Annotated in this window: 18 protein-coding genes; 10 read left to right on the top strand and 8 right to left on the bottom strand. The window is 70.6% G+C overall.

The window, feature by feature from the left end; translation table 11 throughout:
• Window positions 1-3 precede the first annotated feature (3 nt).
• Window positions 4-609 carry a hypothetical protein gene (locus tag BO39_RS18040; RefSeq protein WP_156963736.1) on the bottom strand — a complete coding sequence of 202 codons (606 nt, stop codon included), beginning with the start codon at window positions 607-609 and terminating at the stop codon, window positions 4-6.
• A gap of 9 nt (window positions 610-618) precedes the next feature.
• On the opposite strand from BO39_RS18040, the gene BO39_RS18035 reads away from it, so the two are divergent.
• Entirely contained in the window at window positions 619-810 is a 192-nt protein-coding gene (locus BO39_RS18035; protein WP_043836012.1) for a hypothetical protein, read from the top strand.
• Between the two features lie 14 nt (window positions 811-824).
• On the opposite strand, the gene BO39_RS18030 is transcribed toward BO39_RS18035, so the two are convergent.
• Window positions 825-1,304: a hypothetical protein gene (locus tag BO39_RS18030; RefSeq protein WP_043836009.1), complete on the bottom strand. Its 480-nt coding sequence runs from the start codon at window positions 1,302-1,304 to the stop codon at window positions 825-827.
• A gap of 427 nt (window positions 1,305-1,731) precedes the next feature.
• Between BO39_RS18030 and hpnA the strand changes: the two genes are divergently transcribed.
• Genes hpnA through BO39_RS18005 form a run of 5 tightly spaced genes read left to right on the top strand, consistent with a single transcriptional unit; the run spans window position 1,732 to window position 7,833 of the window.
• Complete coding sequence (gene hpnA / locus BO39_RS18025) at window positions 1,732-2,745, top strand: hopanoid-associated sugar epimerase (RefSeq protein WP_043836008.1); 1,014 nt, start codon at window positions 1,732-1,734, stop codon at window positions 2,743-2,745.
• A complete protein-coding gene (locus BO39_RS18020; RefSeq protein WP_043836007.1) occupies window positions 2,742-3,890 on the top strand; it encodes a glycosyltransferase in 1,149 nt (382 codons plus the stop codon). Before hpnA ends, BO39_RS18020 begins: the two co-directional genes overlap by 4 nt.
• Window positions 3,887-5,170 (top strand): hydroxysqualene dehydroxylase HpnE, encoded by a 1,284-nt coding sequence (hpnE, locus tag BO39_RS18015; RefSeq protein ID WP_052402278.1) that lies wholly within the window; start codon window positions 3,887-3,889, stop codon window positions 5,168-5,170. Before BO39_RS18020 ends, hpnE begins: the two co-directional genes overlap by 4 nt.
• Window positions 5,167-7,134: a squalene--hopene cyclase gene (shc, locus tag BO39_RS18010; protein WP_043836006.1), complete on the top strand. Its 1,968-nt coding sequence runs from the start codon at window positions 5,167-5,169 to the stop codon at window positions 7,132-7,134. Before hpnE ends, shc begins: the two co-directional genes overlap by 4 nt.
• 21 nt (window positions 7,135-7,155) lie before the next feature.
• Complete coding sequence (locus tag BO39_RS18005; protein ID WP_043836005.1) at window positions 7,156-7,833, top strand: phosphorylase family protein; 678 nt, start codon at window positions 7,156-7,158, stop codon at window positions 7,831-7,833.
• Here the strand turns inward: BO39_RS18005 and hpnH are convergent.
• Both hpnH and ispH read right to left on the bottom strand, forming a co-directional pair.
• On the bottom strand, window positions 7,765-8,958 hold the full coding sequence (gene hpnH / locus BO39_RS18000; RefSeq protein ID WP_043836003.1) for an adenosyl-hopene transferase HpnH: 1,194 nt from the start codon (window positions 8,956-8,958) through the stop codon (window positions 7,765-7,767). The two genes, BO39_RS18005 and hpnH, sit on opposite strands and share 69 nt — an antisense overlap.
• A gap of 47 nt (window positions 8,959-9,005) precedes the next feature.
• The gene (gene ispH / locus BO39_RS17995) at window positions 9,006-9,962 is read right to left on the bottom strand and encodes a 4-hydroxy-3-methylbut-2-enyl diphosphate reductase (protein WP_043836001.1); all 957 of its coding nucleotides are present in this window, start codon (window positions 9,960-9,962) and stop codon (window positions 9,006-9,008) included.
• Window positions 9,963-10,182: 220 nt separating this feature from the next.
• On the opposite strand from ispH, the gene BO39_RS17990 reads away from it, so the two are divergent.
• Entirely contained in the window at window positions 10,183-11,166 is a 984-nt protein-coding gene (locus BO39_RS17990) for a ferritin-like domain-containing protein (protein ID WP_245615250.1), read from the top strand.
• A gap of 1 nt (window position 11,167) precedes the next feature.
• Complete coding sequence (locus BO39_RS17985; protein ID WP_043835999.1) at window positions 11,168-11,767, top strand: CDP-alcohol phosphatidyltransferase family protein; 600 nt, start codon at window positions 11,168-11,170, stop codon at window positions 11,765-11,767.
• Here the strand turns inward: BO39_RS17985 and BO39_RS17980 are convergent, their stop codons facing one another.
• The 4 genes from BO39_RS17980 to aepX are packed head-to-tail and all read right to left on the bottom strand — an operon-like array spanning window position 11,768 to window position 16,648.
• The gene (locus BO39_RS17980; protein WP_043835997.1) at window positions 11,768-12,868 is read right to left on the bottom strand and encodes a 2-aminoethylphosphonate--pyruvate transaminase; all 1,101 of its coding nucleotides are present in this window, start codon (window positions 12,866-12,868) and stop codon (window positions 11,768-11,770) included.
• Window positions 12,865-13,863: a lysylphosphatidylglycerol synthase domain-containing protein gene (locus tag BO39_RS17975; RefSeq protein WP_052402266.1), complete on the bottom strand. Its 999-nt coding sequence runs from the start codon at window positions 13,861-13,863 to the stop codon at window positions 12,865-12,867. The genes BO39_RS17980 and BO39_RS17975 overlap by 4 nt, the downstream gene beginning before the upstream one ends.
• Window positions 13,860-15,002, bottom strand: a complete 1,143-nt coding sequence (gene aepY / locus BO39_RS17970; protein WP_043835995.1) for a phosphonopyruvate decarboxylase — start codon at window positions 15,000-15,002, stop codon at window positions 13,860-13,862. Before aepY ends, BO39_RS17975 begins: the two co-directional genes overlap by 4 nt.
• Complete coding sequence (gene aepX, locus BO39_RS17965) at window positions 15,002-16,648, bottom strand: phosphoenolpyruvate mutase (protein WP_052402265.1); 1,647 nt, start codon at window positions 16,646-16,648, stop codon at window positions 15,002-15,004. Before aepX ends, aepY begins: the two co-directional genes overlap by 1 nt.
• A gap of 130 nt (window positions 16,649-16,778) precedes the next feature.
• On the opposite strand from aepX, the gene BO39_RS17960 reads away from it, so the two are divergent.
• Window positions 16,779-17,537: a phosphocholine cytidylyltransferase family protein gene (locus BO39_RS17960; protein WP_043835993.1), complete on the top strand. Its 759-nt coding sequence runs from the start codon at window positions 16,779-16,781 to the stop codon at window positions 17,535-17,537.
• 26 nt (window positions 17,538-17,563) lie between these two features.
• Window positions 17,564-18,228 (top strand): 1-deoxy-D-xylulose-5-phosphate synthase N-terminal domain-containing protein (locus BO39_RS17955; RefSeq protein ID WP_281175566.1); only part of this gene is annotated, 665 nt, incomplete at its 3' end.

Raw genomic sequence — 18,228 nt, 5'->3', positions numbered from 1 at the left:
GGTTCAGACCGAGCGCGCCTCGATCCTCCGGAGCGCGATGCCGAGCATGCGCGGGTCCGACTGACCGCGATTGAGCGGCGAGTCCGTGCGCACGACATCGATGTCGAGACGCATCGCGCCGCCGCGGGGCACCTCGGCGGGTGGCGGCTGCGCCACCAGCACACGCCCCTCAGGCCCCTGCTCAAGGGTCACTGTCGCCCGGGCGCCGCCGTCGAGCGCAACGCGGACGTCGCCCAGCACCTCCGGGCAGAAGGCGGAGTGGACGAGGAGCCGGATCTCAGCCGGCTGCGCCACGCGGGGCAGGAAGACGGCCGCGCGCGGCTCAGGCCCGATCCAGCGGAAGGAACGGCCGTTCGCGCCCGTCTCGGCGTCGTAGAAGCCCTCCCGCAGCATCTCCCGGTCGCAGACGACCAGCGCCTCGCTCGGGAGCGAGGGCTCAGGCTCCGGCTGGAGAGGCTCGACCGCCTGCACGGCGGCCGGTCCGAGATCGCTCCATTCCATGAGGTCCACGCCGGAATTGACGGTGAGCTGCATCGCTTCCATCGCCGCCAGCCGCTGCAGCAACCATGCCGCCGCCGCTTCCGGCGAGCTCCGTTGCGTATCGGTCAAGCGCCCGTGATGGCGGCTTCCGTGAACTGGTACGCGCAGCAGTCCATACAGCAGTCGGTGACCGGCTTTCTCCTGCGCCCGCCGCACTGGAACAGCCTGGGGGCGGTGCTGCGGCAGCCCGCGCTCAGCGAGTCCCTGTCGCGGGGCGGCGCCGAGGCGCTGCGCCGCTGGCTGGAGGCGAGCCGAAGCTGGGCGCCGTGACGACCGGCGCGGGATCAGCTGCCCTCGCCCCCTGCCTTCCAGTTCCAGTTCCAGTGGAAGGCGATGCGGCCAGCAAAGATGCCGATCTTGCGCTCATCATCGCTCTCGCCCGCCTCAACCGGCGAAACGGAATCCATCCGCATGAGCGAGAGCCGCAGGTTGCGCGGCCGGTCCCCGGCGGGCACGAAGCGGAGGACGGCCTGCACGGTCGCGAAGTGGTCGTTCTCGAACAGCACCTCAACCGGCGGACCATCATCGGCCGATAGCCGCACCCGAGCCGGGCCGCCGACTGCCGTGCCGAAAACGCGGCCCTGCAGCTCCACCATCACCACACCGTTTGTGCCCGGCGGCGCGGGGATGATGACCTCGGCGAAAGCTGCCCTCGACCAGCGGCCCGCCGGCTCAGCCTCGTACCAGCCGAACAGATCGACGTCGGACCGGGCACCTCGCAGGGAGAAATCGACGGCATCGGGCGACATCCAGGCCTTTGGCATCGCCGAGGCGCCTGCTCCGCCAGGGATCTCTATCGTCGGCATATGGCTCATGGCTAGATCGTAAGGAGCGATTTGTCGGGCGATGTGAGGCCGAAAGCAAGGAGGGAAAGCCGGCGCGGTGAGCGGCTCATTCCGACGGCACCGATGCACGGCGCTGAATCACAGGTGCCGTCGCCAAAGTAGCAGGTCGCGTCATTATTGATCCACCGGACAAACCGTTCCGTTCTCGACTGTGGCGTGCCACGAAATTGCCGGACCGCGCGAAATGCCATAATCCTCACCTTCCCGCCGGCCGCGCCGCCCGGGCGCCGCCCTGTTCGGGCCCCGCCGCGGCCGGGCCGCGCCTGCCCTTCAGGAGTTGCGGTATCCTGCTGACCCACCCGCCCGGCGAAGCCTATCTGCCCCCGCTGGACGCGCCCGCCCCTTGATGGCTTTCCCCCTCCAGGCGGGCGATTCCGTGCTCGTCACGGGCGGCTCCGGCTTCCTCGGCTCCGCGGTGCTGCGCGCTCTTCTCGCCCGCGGGGTGCGGCTGCGCGCCCTGGTGCGGCCGTCCAGCCCGCGGGAGAACCTGGCGGGGCTCGGCTGCGAGCTGGTGGAAGGGGACCTGACGGATCCCGCCTCCCTGCGCACGGCGCTTCGCGGCGTGCGGCACCTGTTCCATGTGGCGGCGGACTACCGGCTCTGGGCGCCGGATCCCGCCACCATCCTCCGCGTGAACCTGGACGGCACGCGCGCCCTCATGCAAGCGGCGATGGCCGAGGGCGTGGAGCGCATCGTCTACACGAGCAGCGTCGCCGCCCTGAAGGTCGCCGGCGCCACCGGCCCGGTGGACGAGAGCGCCCCACTCGATCCGGACGAGGCGATCGGCACCTACAAGCGAAGCAAGACGTTGGCGGAGCGCGAGGTGGAGCGGATGGTGGCGCAGGAAGGCCTGCCCGCCATCATCGTGAACCCCTCCACTCCCGTCGGCCCGCGCGACATCCGCCCGACGCCGACCGGCCGGATGATCCTCGACGCGGCCCGCGGCAAGATCCCGGCCTTCGTGGATACGGGCCTGAACATCGCCCATGTGGACGACATCGCCGAGGGCCATCTCCTCGCCTTCGAGCACGGCGCGGTCGGCGAGCGCTACATCCTCGGCGGCGAGAACCTGCCGCTGCGCGACCTGCTGGCCGAGATCGCCCGCCAGACCGGCCGCCGCGCCCCGCGCATCCGCCTGCCGCGCGGCCCCCTCTACCCGATCGCCCTCGGGGCCGAGGCCGTGGCGCGCGTGACGGGGAGGGAGCCGCTGCTGACGGTGGATGCGCTGCGGATGTCGCGCTACCGGATGTTCTTCACCTCGGCCAAGGCGGAGCACGAGCTCGGCTACCGCGCCCGCCCCTATGCCGAGGCGGTGGCCGACGCCATCGCCTGGTTCCGCGAAGCGGGACGGCTCGGATGACGGCGGCGCTGCTCGCCGGGCTCGTCGCGCTCGCGGTCTGGCTCGTTCTCGTCCTCGCGCGCGGCGGCTTCTGGCTGTGCCGGGAAAGGGACGACCGGGACACGCCGCCCCCGCCCGCCACCTGGCCCTCGGTCGTCGCGGTGGTGCCGGCGCGGGACGAGGCGGATGTGATCGCGCGCTCCATCGGCAGCCTGCTCGCCCAGGACTATCCCGGCCCCTTCCACGTCGTGCTGGTGGATGACGGCAGCACCGACGGCACGGCCGAAGCGGCGCGCGCGGCGGCGGGCGCGGAGCGGCTGGAAGTGCTGGCGGGCGCGCCCCTGCCGGCGGGCTGGACGGGCAAGCTCTGGGCGCTGGAGCAGGGCGTACGGCGCGCGGGCGCCGCGCCCGACTACATCCTGCTGACCGACGCCGATATCGGCCACGCGCCGGACAACCTCCGCTCCCTCGTCGCGCGGGCCGAGGCCGGGCGCTGCGCCCTTGTTTCCCTCATGGCCCGCCTCTCCTGCGAGAGCGCGGCGGAACGCTTCCTCATCCCCGCCTTCGTCTTCTTCTTCGCCATGCTCTATCCCTTCGCCTGGGTGGCGCGGCGGGACCGCGCCATGGCGGCCGGTGCCGGCGGCTGCATGCTGGTGAGGCGGGAGGCGCTGGAGCGCGCGGGCAGCATCGCCTCCATCCGACGCGAGATCATCGACGACTGCGCCCTCGCGCGCCGCCTGAAGGCCCAGGGGCCGATCCGCCTTCTTCTGACCCAGCGGGCGCGTAGCCTGCGGCCCTATGGCGGCGTCGGTGAGATCGGGCGGATGGTCTCGCGCTCCGCCTATGCCCAGCTTCGCTACTCACCGATCCTGCTGGCGGGCACGGTGGCGGGGATGGTGCTCACCTATCTCGTGCCGCCGGGCCTCGCGCTGTTCGGCACGGGCGCCGCGCGGCTGGCGGGGCTGCTCGCCTGGCTGCTGATGGCCCTCGCCTTCCAGCCGATGCTCCGCTTCTACCGCGTCTCGCCACTCTGGGGCCTCGCGCTGCCGGCCATCGGGGCGGCCTACACGGTCTTCACGGTCCAATCGGCGATGCAGGTCTGGCGCGGGCGGGGTGGCATGTGGAAGGGGCGGGCCCAGGCCATGGCGCCGGGATCGGGGCCTTGAGGGAGCCCGCGCGGCCGAGCCGCGTCCACGTCGTCGGCGCGGGGCTGGCGGGCCTCTCGGCCGCCGTCGCGCTGGCGGAGGCGGGGGTGCATGTCGTGCTGACTGACGCCGCGAAGCACGCGGGCGGGCGCTGCCGGTCCTATCATGACCCGCAGCTCGGCATGGTCATCGACAACGGGAACCACCTCGTCCTCTCCGGCAACCCGGCCGTCGAGCGGTATCTCCACGCCATCGGCGCGGCCGACCGGCTGGCGGGCCCGGACCGTGCGGCCTTTGACTTCATGGACATCCCAAGCGGCGCGCGCTGGACCATCCGCCCGAACGATGGCCCCCTGCCCTGGTGGATTCTCCTCCCCAGCCGCCGCGTGCCTGGCACCGGGCCAGGGGACTATCTTGCGCTCGCCGCCCTGCTCCGCCGCCACCCGGGCAAGCGGATCGACGAGGTGATGGCCTGCCGCGGCCCGCTCTGGGACCGGCTGCTGCGTCCGCTCCTTGTCTCCGTCCTCAACACCCCGCCGGAGGAGGGTTCGGCAGACCTCGCCGGCGCGGTGCTGCGGGAAAGTCTGGCCAAGGGCGGCCTCGCCAGCCGGCCGCGCATCGCGAGCCCGACCCTCGACGCCGCCTTCGTGGAACCGGCCCTGGCCCATCTCCGCGCCGCCGGGGCCGAGATCCAGCTTGGGCGCCGCCTGCGGGCGCTCGGGCTGGAGGAGGGCCGGGTCTCGGTGCTCGGCTTCGCGGATGGCCCGGTGCCGCTGGGCGAGAGTGATGCCGTGGTGCTCGCGGTGCCGCCCTGGGCCGCGATGGAACTGCTTCCCGGCCTCGTCGCGCCCGACGAATTCCGCCCCATCGTGAACGCCCATTTCGCCGCCGAGCCGCCGCCCGGCGCCTCGCCCCTGGTCGGCATCGTCGGCGGCACGGCCGATTGGGTCTTCGCCTTCCCGGACCGTCTCTCGGTCACGGTCTCGGCCGCCGACCACCTGCTGGAGGTCGAGGACCTGCCGGCCCGGCTCTGGGCTGATGTAGCGGCCGTCCACAATCTCCCCGTCGCCGTTCCACCCAATAGAATCGTGAAGGAGCGCCGCGCCACCTTTGCCGCAACCCCGGCCCAGGCCGCTCGGCGCCCACAGGCCTGGACTGCCTGGCACAATCTCGCCCTGGCCGGAGATTGGACCGACACTGGCCTACCCGCCACAATCGAGGGTGCCCTGCGTTCCGGGGAGGTCGCGGCGGCCGTCGCCCTCTCCCCAAAGGGCGTGAATCCTGAGATTGTGGCGGCATGAATGATGCGCCGGGCGAGCTGCTCGCCAGGAACGACGACACGTGGCTGGACGGAATCGAGGCAGGGATCGGCCGCGCGGCCGAGGCCCTGCGCGCCCAGCAGCGCGAGGACGGCCACTGGGTCTTCGAGCTGGAGGCCGACGCCACCATCCCCGCCGAGTACATCCTTCTCCGCCAGCACCTGGGCGAGCCCGAGGACCCGGAGCTGGAGCGCAAGATCGGCAACTACCTTCGCCGCATCCAGGGCGAGCACGGGGGCTGGCCGCTCTTTCACGGGGGCGCCTTCGACATCAGCGCGTCCGTGAAGGCCTATTTCTGCCTCAAGATGATCGGGGACGACCCGGACGCGCCCCACATGGCCCGCGCCCGCGCCGCCATCCTCGCCCATGGCGGGGCCGGGCGGGCGAATGTCTTCACGCGCATCCTCCTCTGCCTCTTCGGGGAACTCTCCTGGAAGCGCGTGCCGACCATCCCGGTGGAGATGATCCTCCTGCCGCGCTGGTTCCCCGTGCACATCTCCCGCATGTCCTACTGGGCGCGCACAGTCCTCGTGCCGCTGCTCGTGCTCCAGTCGCTTCGCGTGCGGGCGCGCAACCCACGGGGCGTGCGGATCCAGGAATTGTTCGTGCGGGCCCGCCTGCGCCGTCGCCGCGCCCGCACGCACCAGCAGCGCGGCTGGGCGATGCTCTTCGGAGCGATCGACCGCGTGCTGACGGAGGCCGATCCCGTCTGGCCGCGCCCGCTACGGCAGCGAGCCATCGCGCGCTGCGTAAGCTTCGTGACGGAGCGGCTGAACGGCGAGGACGGGCTGGGCGCCATCTACCCGGCCATGGCCAATGCCGTGATGATGTACGACGCACTGGGTTACGCGCCTGACCACCCCGACCGCGCGATCGCCCGTCAGTCGATCGAGAAGCTCCTCGTGATCCGCGAGGACGAGGCCTATTGCCAGCCCTGCGTCTCCCCGGTCTGGGACACGGCGCTGATGGCGCACACCCTGCTGGAGGTGGGCGGCGAGGCCGCCGAGGCGGTGCCGCGCGCCCTCGACTGGCTGCGGCCACTCCAGGAACTCGAGGTGCGCGGCGACTGGGCGGAGCAGCGCCCGCTTGTCCGCCCGGGTGGCTGGGCCTTCCAGTACCGCAACGCCTACTACCCCGACCTCGACGACACCGCGGTGGTCGTGATGGCGATGGACCGCGCGCGCCACCAGCTCGGCCTCGGCACGGCCCATGACGAGGCCATCGCGCGTGGGGCGGAGTGGACGCAGGGGCTGCAGAGCAGCAACGGCGGCTGGGGCGCCTTCGACGCCGACAACGTGCACGACTACCTCAACAACATCCCCTTCGCCGACCACGGCGCACTGCTCGACCCGCCCACCGCCGATGTCAGCGCGCGCTGCATCGGCATGATGGCGCAGCTCGGCGAGACGCCGGACAACCCGCGAATGCGCGCCGCCATCGACTACCTCGAGCGCGAGCAGGAGGAAGACGGGAGCTGGTTCGGCCGCTGGGGCGTGAACTACATCTACGGCACCTGGTCCGCGATGATCGCCCTCAACGCCGCCGGCTTCGACGCGACGCGGCCGAGCGTGAGGCGCGGCGCGGACTGGCTCATCTCCATTCAGAACGCGGATGGCGGCTGGGGCGAGGACTGCGAGAGCTACCGCCTCGACTACCGCGGCTACGAGCCCTTCCCCTCCACCGCCTCGCAGACGGCCTGGGCGCTGCTGGCGCTGATGGCGGCGGGCGAGGTGGACCATCCGGCGGTTGCCCGCGGCATCGCCTGGCTGCGCGACACGCAGGACGAGACGGGGCTCTGGCAGCAGGACGCCTATACCGGCGGCGGCTTCCCGCGCGTCTTCTACCTGCGCTACCACGGCTACCCGAAGTTCTTCCCCCTCTGGGCCATGGCGCGGTACCGGAACCTCCGGCAGGGCAATGCGACCCGGGTCCTTCATGGGATGTGAGGGGCCCTGCCCCGGCCTCCCGTGACCATCCTCGCCGCCACCGGGCTGCTGCGCGAGCGGCGCATCCTTTTGGCACCGGGGATCGAGGTGGTCGCCGGCGGGGGTGACAGCGCGCGGCTGGAGACGGAACTCGACCGGCTCGCGCCTGAGGCCCGCGGCCTCATCAGCATCGGCATCGCGGGCGCGCTCGCGCCGGGGCTGCGGCCCGGAGACTGGGTGGTGGCGAGTGGCGTGGCTGACGGCGCAGCCCGCTTCGGGACCGACCCCGCCTGGACCGCGCGGCTGCGCGCCGCGCTGCCCGGCGCCACGGCAGGATTGGTGCTAGGGGCGGATGCGATGGTAGCGGAGGCCGAGACCAAGTCCGCCCTGCACCAGAAAATCGGGGCAGTTTCGGTGGACATGGAATCCCACGTCGCCGCCCGCGTGGCCCAGTGCCACGGCCTGCCCTTCGCCGTCGCCCGGGTGGTGTCCGATGCCGCCGACCGGACTCTGCCGCCGGCCGCGCGGGTCGGGATGCGGCCGGACGGGGGCATGGACCTGCCCGCCGTCCTCCGCGCCTTGATGGCCGCCCCGCTCCAGCTCCCCGACCTGATCCGGACGGGGTGGGAGGCGGAGCGGGCCTTCCGTGCCCTACTCCGCGGCCACGGTCGGCTGGGCCGGTCCCTGGCCACCACCGTGGCGAATCTCGATCCGGCGTGAGGCCTTCGGGTTGGCCTCCCGGATCTCCGCCAGCTTCTTCTCCACATGGCCGGAGAAGACGTAGTCGGCGCGGCGCTGGTTATCGAGCGGGATGTCCTTCGCCATGGCCCCCTCGGTGCGGATGCCGCCCAGCGTCACCGCCAGCGCCTTGATCGGGTTCGTCACCATGTGCTTCACGGCCGAGGCCTCGAAGCCGGAATGCACCATGCAGTCCGCGCACTTCTCGTAGTTGCCGACGCCGTACTTGTCCCACTCGGTGTCGTCCATCAGCTCCTTGAAGGTCTTCGCGTAACCCTCGCCGAGCAGGTAGCAGGGCTTCTGCCAGCCAAACACCGTGCGCGTCGGGTTGCCCCAGGGCGTGCAGGCATAGGCCTCGTTGCCCGCCAGGAAGTTGAGGAACATGCGGCTCTGCGTGAAGGGCCAGGCCTTGCCGCCGCGCCCGCGCGCGAGGATGCCGCGGAACAGCTCCTTCGTCTTGGTGCGGTTGAGGAAGTGCTGCTGGTCCGGCGCGCGCTCATAGGCGTAGCCCGGGGAGACGGTGATGCCATCGAGCCCCATCGCCGTCACCTCGTCGAAGAAGCGGGCGGTGCGCTCGGGGTCGGCGTCGTTGAACAGGGTGCAGTTGATCGAGACCTGGAAGCCCTTCGACTTCGCGAGCCGGATCGCCTCCACCGCCTTGTCGTACACGCCGTCCTGGCAGACGGACTTGTCGTGCATTATCTGATCGCCATCGAGGTGGATCGACCAGGTGAAGGCCGGGCTCGGCTTGTAGTCGTCGATCTTCTTCGTCAGCAGCAGCGCGTTGGTGCAGAGGATGACGAACTTCTTCCGCGCGAGATAGCCGCGCACGATCTCCGGCATGTCCTTGTGCAGCAGCGGCTCGCCGCCCGCGATGGACACCACCGGCGCCCCGCACTCGTCGATCGCCGCCATGCAGTCATCGACCGAGAGGCGCTGGTTGAGGATCTCATTGGGGTAGTCGATCTTCCCGCAGCCGGCGCAGGCGAGATTGCAGCGGAACAGCGGCTCCAGCATCAGCACGAGCGGGTAGCGCTTCCGGCCGCTGAGGTGCTGCTTCACCAGATAGGTGCCGATCCGGGCGGCCTGGGCGAGCGGAATTCCCAAGACTGCGCTCCTCTTGCTGGGTAGTGGGGATGGCCGGTGGGCGTTGACTACTGGGCTGCCTGAACCGCCGGGTCAGAGGTGGGTTCCCTCAGCTCGGCAGGCAACCTGAATTCAACATCCTCCCTGATTCCAGGCATCTGGGCAATCTCGCCGGCCCCGAGACGACGCAGGGCAGCGATGACATCAAGGACCAGCTCCTCCGGCGCCGAGGCTCCGGCGGTCAGGCCCACGGTCCGAACCCCCGCCATCCAGGCAGGGTCCAGCTCCCCCCCATGGCCGATCAGGTAACTCGGCCGGCCCATCTCCTCCCCGATCTCGCGCAGGCGGGTGGAGTTGGAGCTGTTCCGGCTGCCCACCACCAGCAGCAGGTCCACCTGGGCGCAGAGCTCTCGCACCGCCGCCTGCCGGTGCTGGGTGGCGTAGCAGATGCCCGACACCTCTGGCCCCTCCAGGTCCGGAAAGCGCGCGTGGAGCGCCGCGATAATCCCCCGCGTGTCGTCCACGGAGAGGGTCGTCTGGGTAAGGTAGGCGAGCGGCGTGCTCTCCGGCAGGTCGAGCCGCGCCACGTCCTCCACGCTGGCGACAAGGTGGATGGGCGCCTCCACCTGCCCGATCGTGCCCTCCACCTCCGCGTGCCCGGCATGGCCGATGAGCACTAAGGTCCGGCCCCGGGCGGCGTAGCGCCTTCCCTGCTGGTGCACCTTCGCGACGAGCGGGCAGGTGGCGTCCAGCACCGGCAGGCCGCGGGCCGCCGCCTCGTCCTCTACCGATCGCGCCACACCATGGGCGCTGAAGATGGTCACGGCCCCGTCCGGCACCTCGGAGAGTTCCTCAACGAAGACCGCGCCTTGCCCGCGCAGCGTCTCGACCACGTGACGGTTGTGAACGATCTCGTGCCGGACATAGACCGGGGCACCGAACTTCCGGATGGAGCGCTCGACGATCTCGATCGCCCGGACGACACCCGCGCAGAAGCCGCGGGGCTGGGCCAGAAGAACCCGCATGCAGGGCCATCCTCCGTGATGGCGCGTCGTGAATCGGCGCGTTGCGGAGGCTAGACCGGCCTGTTGCATTTTTCCTACGGGGTCGTCCCATCCCGAAACGGCGAGCAGGCCGGTTGCCATCGGGTTGCGCTTTCCGGACACAGTGCCATTAATCCGGGCCAACCACCCGGGCGCGACCCGGCAGCGACGGGCCCGCCGCCCGCCATATCGGGGATTCCGCATGCCCTCCAGTTCCTCGGCCAGCCCCCCGGCCGGCCGGCCCGATGCCCCACCCTTCGACCTTGTGCCCACCGACCGGGCGAGCGTCGCGGCCGCGGACCACGAGGCCCGGAACTGGACCTTCGACAAGCCCGGTCCCGTCCGCGTGGGCAGCCGTGATCACATGGTCATGTTCGCGCGGATGCTGCTGGAGACGCACAACCCCTACAAGCCACGCGTGCTCGACTGGCCGAAGCTCGACCCCGAGGCGCATGCCCGGCTGACCAGCCTGCCGATCTGGGATATCGCCGTGCAGACCGAGGGCCGCGCGTCGCTTCGCGTGCTCGACTATGCCGCGACGATCACCGATCCCCTCCTCCACGAGGCGATGGTGATGGATGGCAACGAGGAGGCACGGCACAAGAAGGTGCTCTCGAACCTCGTCGAGGCCTATGGCGTCGTGCTGGAGCCGGAGCCCGAGTACAAGGGCTTCCGTGACGTCGAATGGGGCTGGATGCGCACTGGTTATAGCGAGTGCATCGACAGCTTCTTCGCCTTCGGCCTTTTCGAGGCCGCGCGCCGCTCGGGCTATTTCCCACCCGACCTCGTGGACACCTTCGAGCCCGTCATCCAGGAGGAGGCGCGCCATATCCTCTTCTTCGCGAACTGGGCGGCCTGGGCGCGGGCGCAGCAGCCCTGGTGGCGCAAGCCCTACTTCCTGGCAAAGACCGCCGCCGTCTGGGCCGTCCTCATCTGGGACCGGCTGGTGATGGCGCGCGACATGGGCAGCGCGTCCAAGGATACGAACTTCACCGCGACCTCCGGCTCCATCGGCGTGACGATGACCGCGGCCGAGATGATCGACATCTGCCTCGCCGAGGACCGGCGCCGCATGGCCGGCTACGACCCGCGCCTGCTGCGCCCGACGACCGTGCCCTTCGTGATCCGCCTCGCCCGCCGCTTCATGGGCAAGGCCAAGCCCGCCACCGAGCCCGCGAGGGCCTGAGGTGAGCACCAATACCGTCATCCACCGCATCGTCCGCCCGGCCGTGCGGGCCGTGGCGCCGAGCGGGGTAACGCCGAACCAGGTGACGACCGTGCGTGTCATCACCGGGATCGCGGCGGCCGTGGCCTTCGCGGGACCGGGGTCCTGGCCGGCCATCGGCGGGGCAATCTTCCTTCTCTCCATGCTGCTCGACCGCGCGGACGGGGAGTTGGCGCGCCAGACGGGCCAATCGAGCGCCGCCGGGCACCGCTACGACCTGATCAGCGACTGCACCTCCAACATGATCGCCTTCATCGGGCTCGGTCTCGGATCGGGCGCGCCGGCGGGGCTGCTCTGGCCCCTGCTCGGCCTCGTAGCGGGTGTCGGCATCGGCACGTTGTTCTGGCAGCTCAACGTGATCCGGATCGCCTCGGTTCGCACCTTCGTGCTCTCGCCGGGAATCAATATTGATCCGGACGATCTCCTGGTCTTCGTGCCCGTGCTCGTCTGGCTCGGCGCCACGGCGCCGATGCTCGTCGCGGCCGCGATCATCACGCCGCTCGCCGCCCTCTGGATCGGCATCAGCGGCGCGCGTCAGGCGCGGGCCAGCCAAGGCCGCTGATCAGGCGGCTTCGAGCACCCTGACCGTTTCGGCAACTGCTTCCAGCAGGCGTTCGAAGTCGTGGCGGTCCAGCGCCCCGATGCAGCCGATGCGGAAGGTCTCCGCCTGGGTCAGTTTGCCGGGGTAGATGAGGAAGCCGCGCGCCGCCAGCGCTTCGTAGAAGGGGCGGAAGGCGAGGCCGCGATCGGCCGGAAGGTGGAAGGTCGCGATGATCGGCGCCTGCACCGCTTCGTCCAGGAACAGCTCGAAGCCCAGCCGCCGCATTCCCGCCAGCAGCGTGCGGAAGTTGTCGCTGTAGCGGGCGTGGCGTGCCTTTGGGCCGCCCTCGGTCTCCAGCAGGCGCAGCGCCTCGACCAGCGCGGCGACGACCTGCACCGGGGGCGTGAAGCGCCACTGGCCATCTGCCTCGAAGCCCTTCCACTGGGCGTGGAGATCGAAGGAGAGGGAGGGACTGACCCCCTTCGCGCGCTCCAGCGCCGGCGGCTCCACCAGCGCGAAGCCGAGGCCCGGCACCCCCTCAAGGCACTTGTTGGAGGAGGCGAGCACGGCCGTCACGGGCGTGGTGGAAAGGTCGATCGGCAGGGCGCCGAAGCTGCTCATCGCGTCCAGCAGCAGCGCGCGCCCGGCCCCGGCCACGATGGCCGCAACATCCTCCAGCGGGTTCAGGATGCCCGTGGTGGTCTCGCAATGCACGAGGGCGACATGGGTGATGGAAGGGTCCGCGCGCAGCGCCTCCGCGACCCGCGCGGGCTCCACCGGCCGGTCCTCGGCCCAGCGGATGGCCTCGACCGCGCGGCCCATGCGCTTCCCGATGGTGACCATCCGCTCGCCATAGGCGCCGTTGATTAGCACCAGCAGCTTGTCGGTGGGCCCGATCAGCGTCGCGATGGCGGCCTCGACGATGAAGGTGCCGGAACCCTGCAAGGGCACCGCCACATGCGTGCCCTCCCCCCGCGCCACGGCCAACAGCCGCGCGCGCAGCTCGGCGGTGAGCGCGATGAAGGCGGGGTCGCGCGAGCCCCAGTCGCGCAGCATGGCGCGGCGCGTTTCGATGGAGGTCGTCAGCGGTCCCGGCGTGAGAAGGATGGGGCTTTCGCTCATAGATGGCCTCTCGCCTCGGTCGCGGGGATGTTGGCACGGTCCGCCGCCGCGCCCCAGCGCCAGACGATCACGCCGGGCACGCCGAGGATCACGTCCCGCAGCCGCCGAACGAGGACGAGCGCGATGGCCTTGTCCGGGGGAATGCCGAACAGCGCGCAGATGAGGACGTAGCCGCCCTCCTGCAGGCCGAGGGCGCCGGGGATGAAGAAGCCGGCGCTGCGCACCGCCTGGCCGAGGCTCTCGATCACCAGCGCCTCTGCGATCCCCGCCTCCGCACCGACTGCCTGCAGCGCGGCCCAGGTCTCGAGTACGCCGATCAGCCAGGAAAGCATGTGCCAGCCGCCGCTGCGCCAGAGCCGCCCTGGCTCGCGGTAGAGCCCCACGACGGCGTCGTTCAGGCCCGACAACTCCCCGAGCGAGGTCCAGCCGACGCGCGCGGCAAGGCCCGGCAGCATCCGCTCGATGAAGCGGAACAGCCCCCAGCGATGCGCGGCCATGAAGGCACCCGTGAGCCCCGCGCCCAGGAGGGTGCCGACCACCGCCCAGAGCGTGGTGGAGTCCCCCGCAGCGTGCGGGATGGTCATCAGCACCGCCAGGCCGAGAAGCGAGAAGACGATCTGCGAGGCCATCTCCGTGCCAAGGTCGGTCGCGACACTCGCGATCACCCGTACCTTCGCGACCCCTTCACGAAAGAGAAGCTGCGCCCGCACCAACTCCCCCAGCGCCTGCACCACCGGAAGGATCGCGTTGGTCGCCACCCTGATCCAGCGCATCCGCGCGAGGCCGAGGATACCGGGCCGTCGCGGGTCATCGATCAGCGGCCCCCAGCCGGCGGCGGAGGCGAAGATCTGCGCGACGTTCAGCGCCACGACGAGCACCATCCACCACCCCGTCTCCAGCAGCAGGTGCAGGATCCGGGCGGGATCGTTCATCGCAATGAGCACGCCGGCGAGGACGAGCCCCACCAGCAGCCCGACGGCACTCGAGAGGATCACACCGGGGAGGCCAGGAAGGCCTGGAACCGCCGCGCCACCTCGGCCGGGCCCACCGTGGGGCGGCCGAGCTTCGCCATGGAGCCAGGGGCGATCCGCAGATGGATCATGGAGGGGCCGCCGCCTGCCAGCGCCGCGCGGAAGGCAGCCTCGAAGCCGTCCAGGCTTTCGGCAAGGAACGCCTGCCGATAGCCGCAGGCGAGCGCGACGGCCGCGAAATCAACGGAGGCCGAGACCGTCGCCTGGCCGCCCGTGGAGTCATGCACACCGTTGTCCAGCAGCACGTGCACGAGGTTGGCGGGGGCATAGGCACCGATGGTCGCGAAGGTGCCCAGCTTCATCAGCGCCGCGCCGTCGCCGTCCAGCACCACCACGGGGCGCGGGCTGTTCAGCGCGACGCCGAGCGCCATGCCGCTGGCCGCGCCCATGGAGCCGACCTGATAGAGGTGCTGCGCCCGGTCCGCGAGGGTGAAGAGCTCCCGCCCGCACTTGCCGGTGGTCGCGATGACAGCGGCCTCCTCGGGCACGATCGAGAGGAAGCGTTCCAGCACCGCGACGCGGGAGGGGCGCGGCCCCTCGCCCGGATAGTCCTCGCGCCGGCCGGGCGGCGGAAGGGCGCGCGGCGCGGCATTGAGCGGCGTGTCGGCCACATCGTCCTTGCGCACGACGAAGGCGAAGGGCAGGCCCGTCGCCTCCATCCGCTCCACCGCGTGGCTCAGCGCCGGGCGCAGCGCCTGGCTCCCCGCCGGGAAGGGCGCCTGCTCCAGCCCCATGAGCGAGATCAGGTCCTGCGTGATGCGCCCCATCACCTCGTGCTGCGGCTCGTCGGGAATGCCGGGCTCGCCGCGCCAGGTCGTGAGGAACAGCGTCGGGATCTTGAAAGGGGCGTTCAGCGAGGTCAGCGGGTTCACCGCGTTCCCCAGGCCGGAGTTCTGGCACATCACCACCGTGCGCCGCCCCGCGAGCCAGGCGCCGGAAGCGATGGCCACCGCCTCCCCCTCGCTCGCCGCGCCGACATAGGCGAGCGACGGCGCGGAGAGCACGCCGTTGATCAGCGGCGTGAGGAAGCTGCAGGGGACGCCCGTGTAGAAGTCGAAGCCGGCATGACCGGCCTCGACGATGAAGTCTTCCGCGGTGATCATCAGGTGAAGTTTCGCGCTTCGGCCAGGTCGGTCAGGGTGTCCACGTCCAGCCAGTGGCCGGTGAAGTACTTCACGCGCACCGGGTGCTTCGCCGCGATGCGGGTCAGTAGCGTCGGCATATCGGCACCTTCCAGCACGCCCTCGGCCTCCATGGCCGCGATCTCCTCGCGCAGCCACTCGGCGCCGCGAGCGCTGAAGCGGGCAAGACCCATCCACTCGCCGCAGATCTCCGCCTGCGGAACCTCGTGCGCCATGCGACGCAGCGTCGCCGGGCTGTCGTCGAGATAGTCGCCGGAGAAGCGGCGGTCCGCGACGACGAGGTCGCGCTGGTTCGGCCGCGTCTGCGTGGCGCCCAGCGTGTCCACGGCCACGACGACATCGGCGCGGCTGGTGAGAAGGCTGTCGAGGATGTAGCGGCGGAACAGCACGTCGCCATAGGCCACCACGGTCTCGCCACGGATCGCGTCCCGCGCCGAGGCCAGCGACCAAGCCTCGCCGGTCGTGGCGTAGCGGTCATTGTCGACCATGCGGACGCCCTGCAGCGTCACCGCCTCCTTATGCGCGCCGCGCACAACAGAGACGTCGCGCACGCCGCTCTCCCGCAGCGTGCCGACAAGGCGCGCGAGCAGCGATTGGCCGCGAATATCGGCCATGCATTTCGGCTGCCCAGGCTCCATCCCCGCCAGTTCGCCGCCCGAGGCCGCCAGCACCACGGCCGAGACCGCCGGGCGGGCCGGCAGGTAGCGGCGCTCTGCCTCCTCCAGCTCCGCATTGCCAACAATGCGGAAGATGTCCTTCACGGTGGCGACGCTGCCCTCCACGCGCACGAGGGATTGGTCCTCGTGGATGCGCGCCGCCGTCTCGCGCATGGCGGCGATGGAGGAGCGCAGGAGGTGGTTCGCCCAGATAATCGTGGAGATGCCGGCCTGGCGGAACAGGTCCGTCGGCGTGGAGTAGTACATCGTCGGCACGATCACGACCGGCGCGCGGTTGGCCCAGCGCTCGGAGAACTCGAAAATCTCCTGCGCGTCCGACTTCTTGGAGTGGATGAGGATCGCGTCGGCACCGGCCGCGTGATAGGCCTCCGCCCGGCGCAGCGCCTCCTCCATGCCCTGGCCGGAGATCAGCGCCTCGACCCGCGCGACGAGCACGAAGTCGTCATCCGTCTGGCTGTCCTTGCCGGCCTTGATGCGGCCGCAGAACTCGTCCACGTCCGCCAGCGGCTGTGCCTCGCCGATGAAGGAGTTCGTCTTCGGGAAGAGCTTGTCCTCGATGCAGACGCCGGCGATGCCGCGCTCGCAAAGCTTCCGCACGAAGCGGCGAACATTGTTGAAGTTGCCGTGCCCGGTATCGCCATCCACCAGGATCGGCAGCGTGGTCGCGTCCGCCATGTATTCGAGCACGTCCAGCACCTGCGTCCAGGACGCCTCGTTGCTGTCGCGCAGCCCGAGCGCGGCCGAGGTCGTCAGGCCCGAGGCCCAGACGCCGCGGAACCCCGCCTCCTGAACGAGCTTGGCGGAGATACCGTCATGCGCCTCCATCAGGAAGGAGAGCGTCGGCGAGGCTATCTCCTGCCGCAGCGCCGCGAAGCGGGTGGTGGGGGCGGCCGCGCGGGGCCGCGTGGCAGGGGGCGTCGCTTCGCTCAAGGCGTATTCTCCGCTGGCGGCGGGCCGTTTAGCACCGGGTCCGACGGCGACACGCGCCTCCGAACTTGCCAGGCCCACACCCGTCATCCTACCTTCACACGATCGGCAGGCCAATATTGGGAACCCCGGATTGAGCGATTCCACACGTCCCGCCTCGGCGATCATCCTCGCCGCAGGAGTTGGGCGGCGGCTCGGGGAGGCACAAGAAGGGCCGAAGATCCTTCTTGAATTCGGCGGCCGAACCTTACTTTCCCGTCATCTCCATGCCCTCGAGCAAAACGGCATCACGAAGGTGAGCATCACCGTCGGACATTGCCGCGAACTCGTCGAGGCGGAGGTCGCGCGCCTCGGCTGGTCGGATCGGGTGCGCTTCGTGCCCAATCCCCACTATCGCGAGGGCAGCCTTGTCTCGCTCCACGTGCAGGCTGAGATGCTGCGGGCAGGGCAGCCGGTGCTGCTGATGGACGGCGACGTCCTCTACGACCATCGCATGCTCGCCACTCTCGTTGCAGCCCCCGGCGAGAACATCCTCCTGCTGGACCGCGAGATCGAGCCGGGCGACGAGCCCGTGAAGATCTGCTTCCAAGGCGAGAGGATCGTGGATTTCCGCAAGCGCCCCGAGCACGCCCATGACCGCCACGGTGAATCCGTGGGCTTCTTCCGCTTCTCCGCCGCGATGGCTGCGGCACTGGCCGACCGCTGTGCATCCTATGTTGAGCAAGGGCGGACGGAGCTGGAGTACGAGGAAGCGATCCGCGATCTCATCCTGGCCGAGCCCAGTCGCTTCCGCGCCGCCGACGTGACCGCCCTGCCCTGGGTCGAGATCGATTTCCCTGATGATGTCAGCCGCGCCCGGGAGGAGATCCTCCCGCAGCTGATCGCGGCCTGATCCCGACGCCCCGAGGACCTTCCTTGATGCCTGTGTTGCCGCCATCCCGCCCTCGGACGCCATTGTTGGATCGCGTGTTGGTACCGTCCGACATGCGGAACCTGTCGGCCGAGCAGTTGCGTCAGCTGGCCGATGAGTTGCGGGCGGAGACGGTGGAGGTGGTTTCGACCACGGGGGGGCATCTCGGGGCGAGCCTTGGGGTGGTGGAGCTGACGGTGGCGCTGCACGCCATCTTCGACACGCCCAACGACCGGCTGATCTGGGATGTCGGGCACCAGGCCTACCCGCACAAGATCCTCACCGGCCGGCGGGACCGCATGCGCACGCTCCGCCAGGGGGGCGGGTTGTCCGGCTTCACCCGGCGCGCGGAGAGCGAGTACGACCCGTTCGGCGCCGCGCACTCCTCCACCTCGATCTCGGCCGGGCTCGGCATGGCGGTCGCGCGCGACCTGCTGGGGGCGCAAGGCGGGGGCGGGGTGCCGCTGCCGGGCGGCGGGGCCGCGCCCGACCGGTCTTCGCAGGCGGTGATCGCGGTGATCGGCGACGGCGCCATGTCGGCGGGCATGGCCTACGAGGCGATGAACAACGCGGGCGCGATGAGGTCGCGCCTGATCGTCGTGCTCAACGACAACGACATGTCCATCGCCCGGCCCGTGGGCGCCATGTCGGCCTACCTGTCGCGCCTCATCTC

This window comes from Roseomonas aerilata DSM 19363, assembly GCF_000711725.1.
GTDB classification, from domain to species: Bacteria; Pseudomonadota; Alphaproteobacteria; order Acetobacterales; family Acetobacteraceae; genus Roseomonas; species Roseomonas aerilata.
The sequence above is the reverse complement of the archived record's forward strand: the minus strand, read 5'-3'. Positions and strand labels throughout refer to the sequence as shown.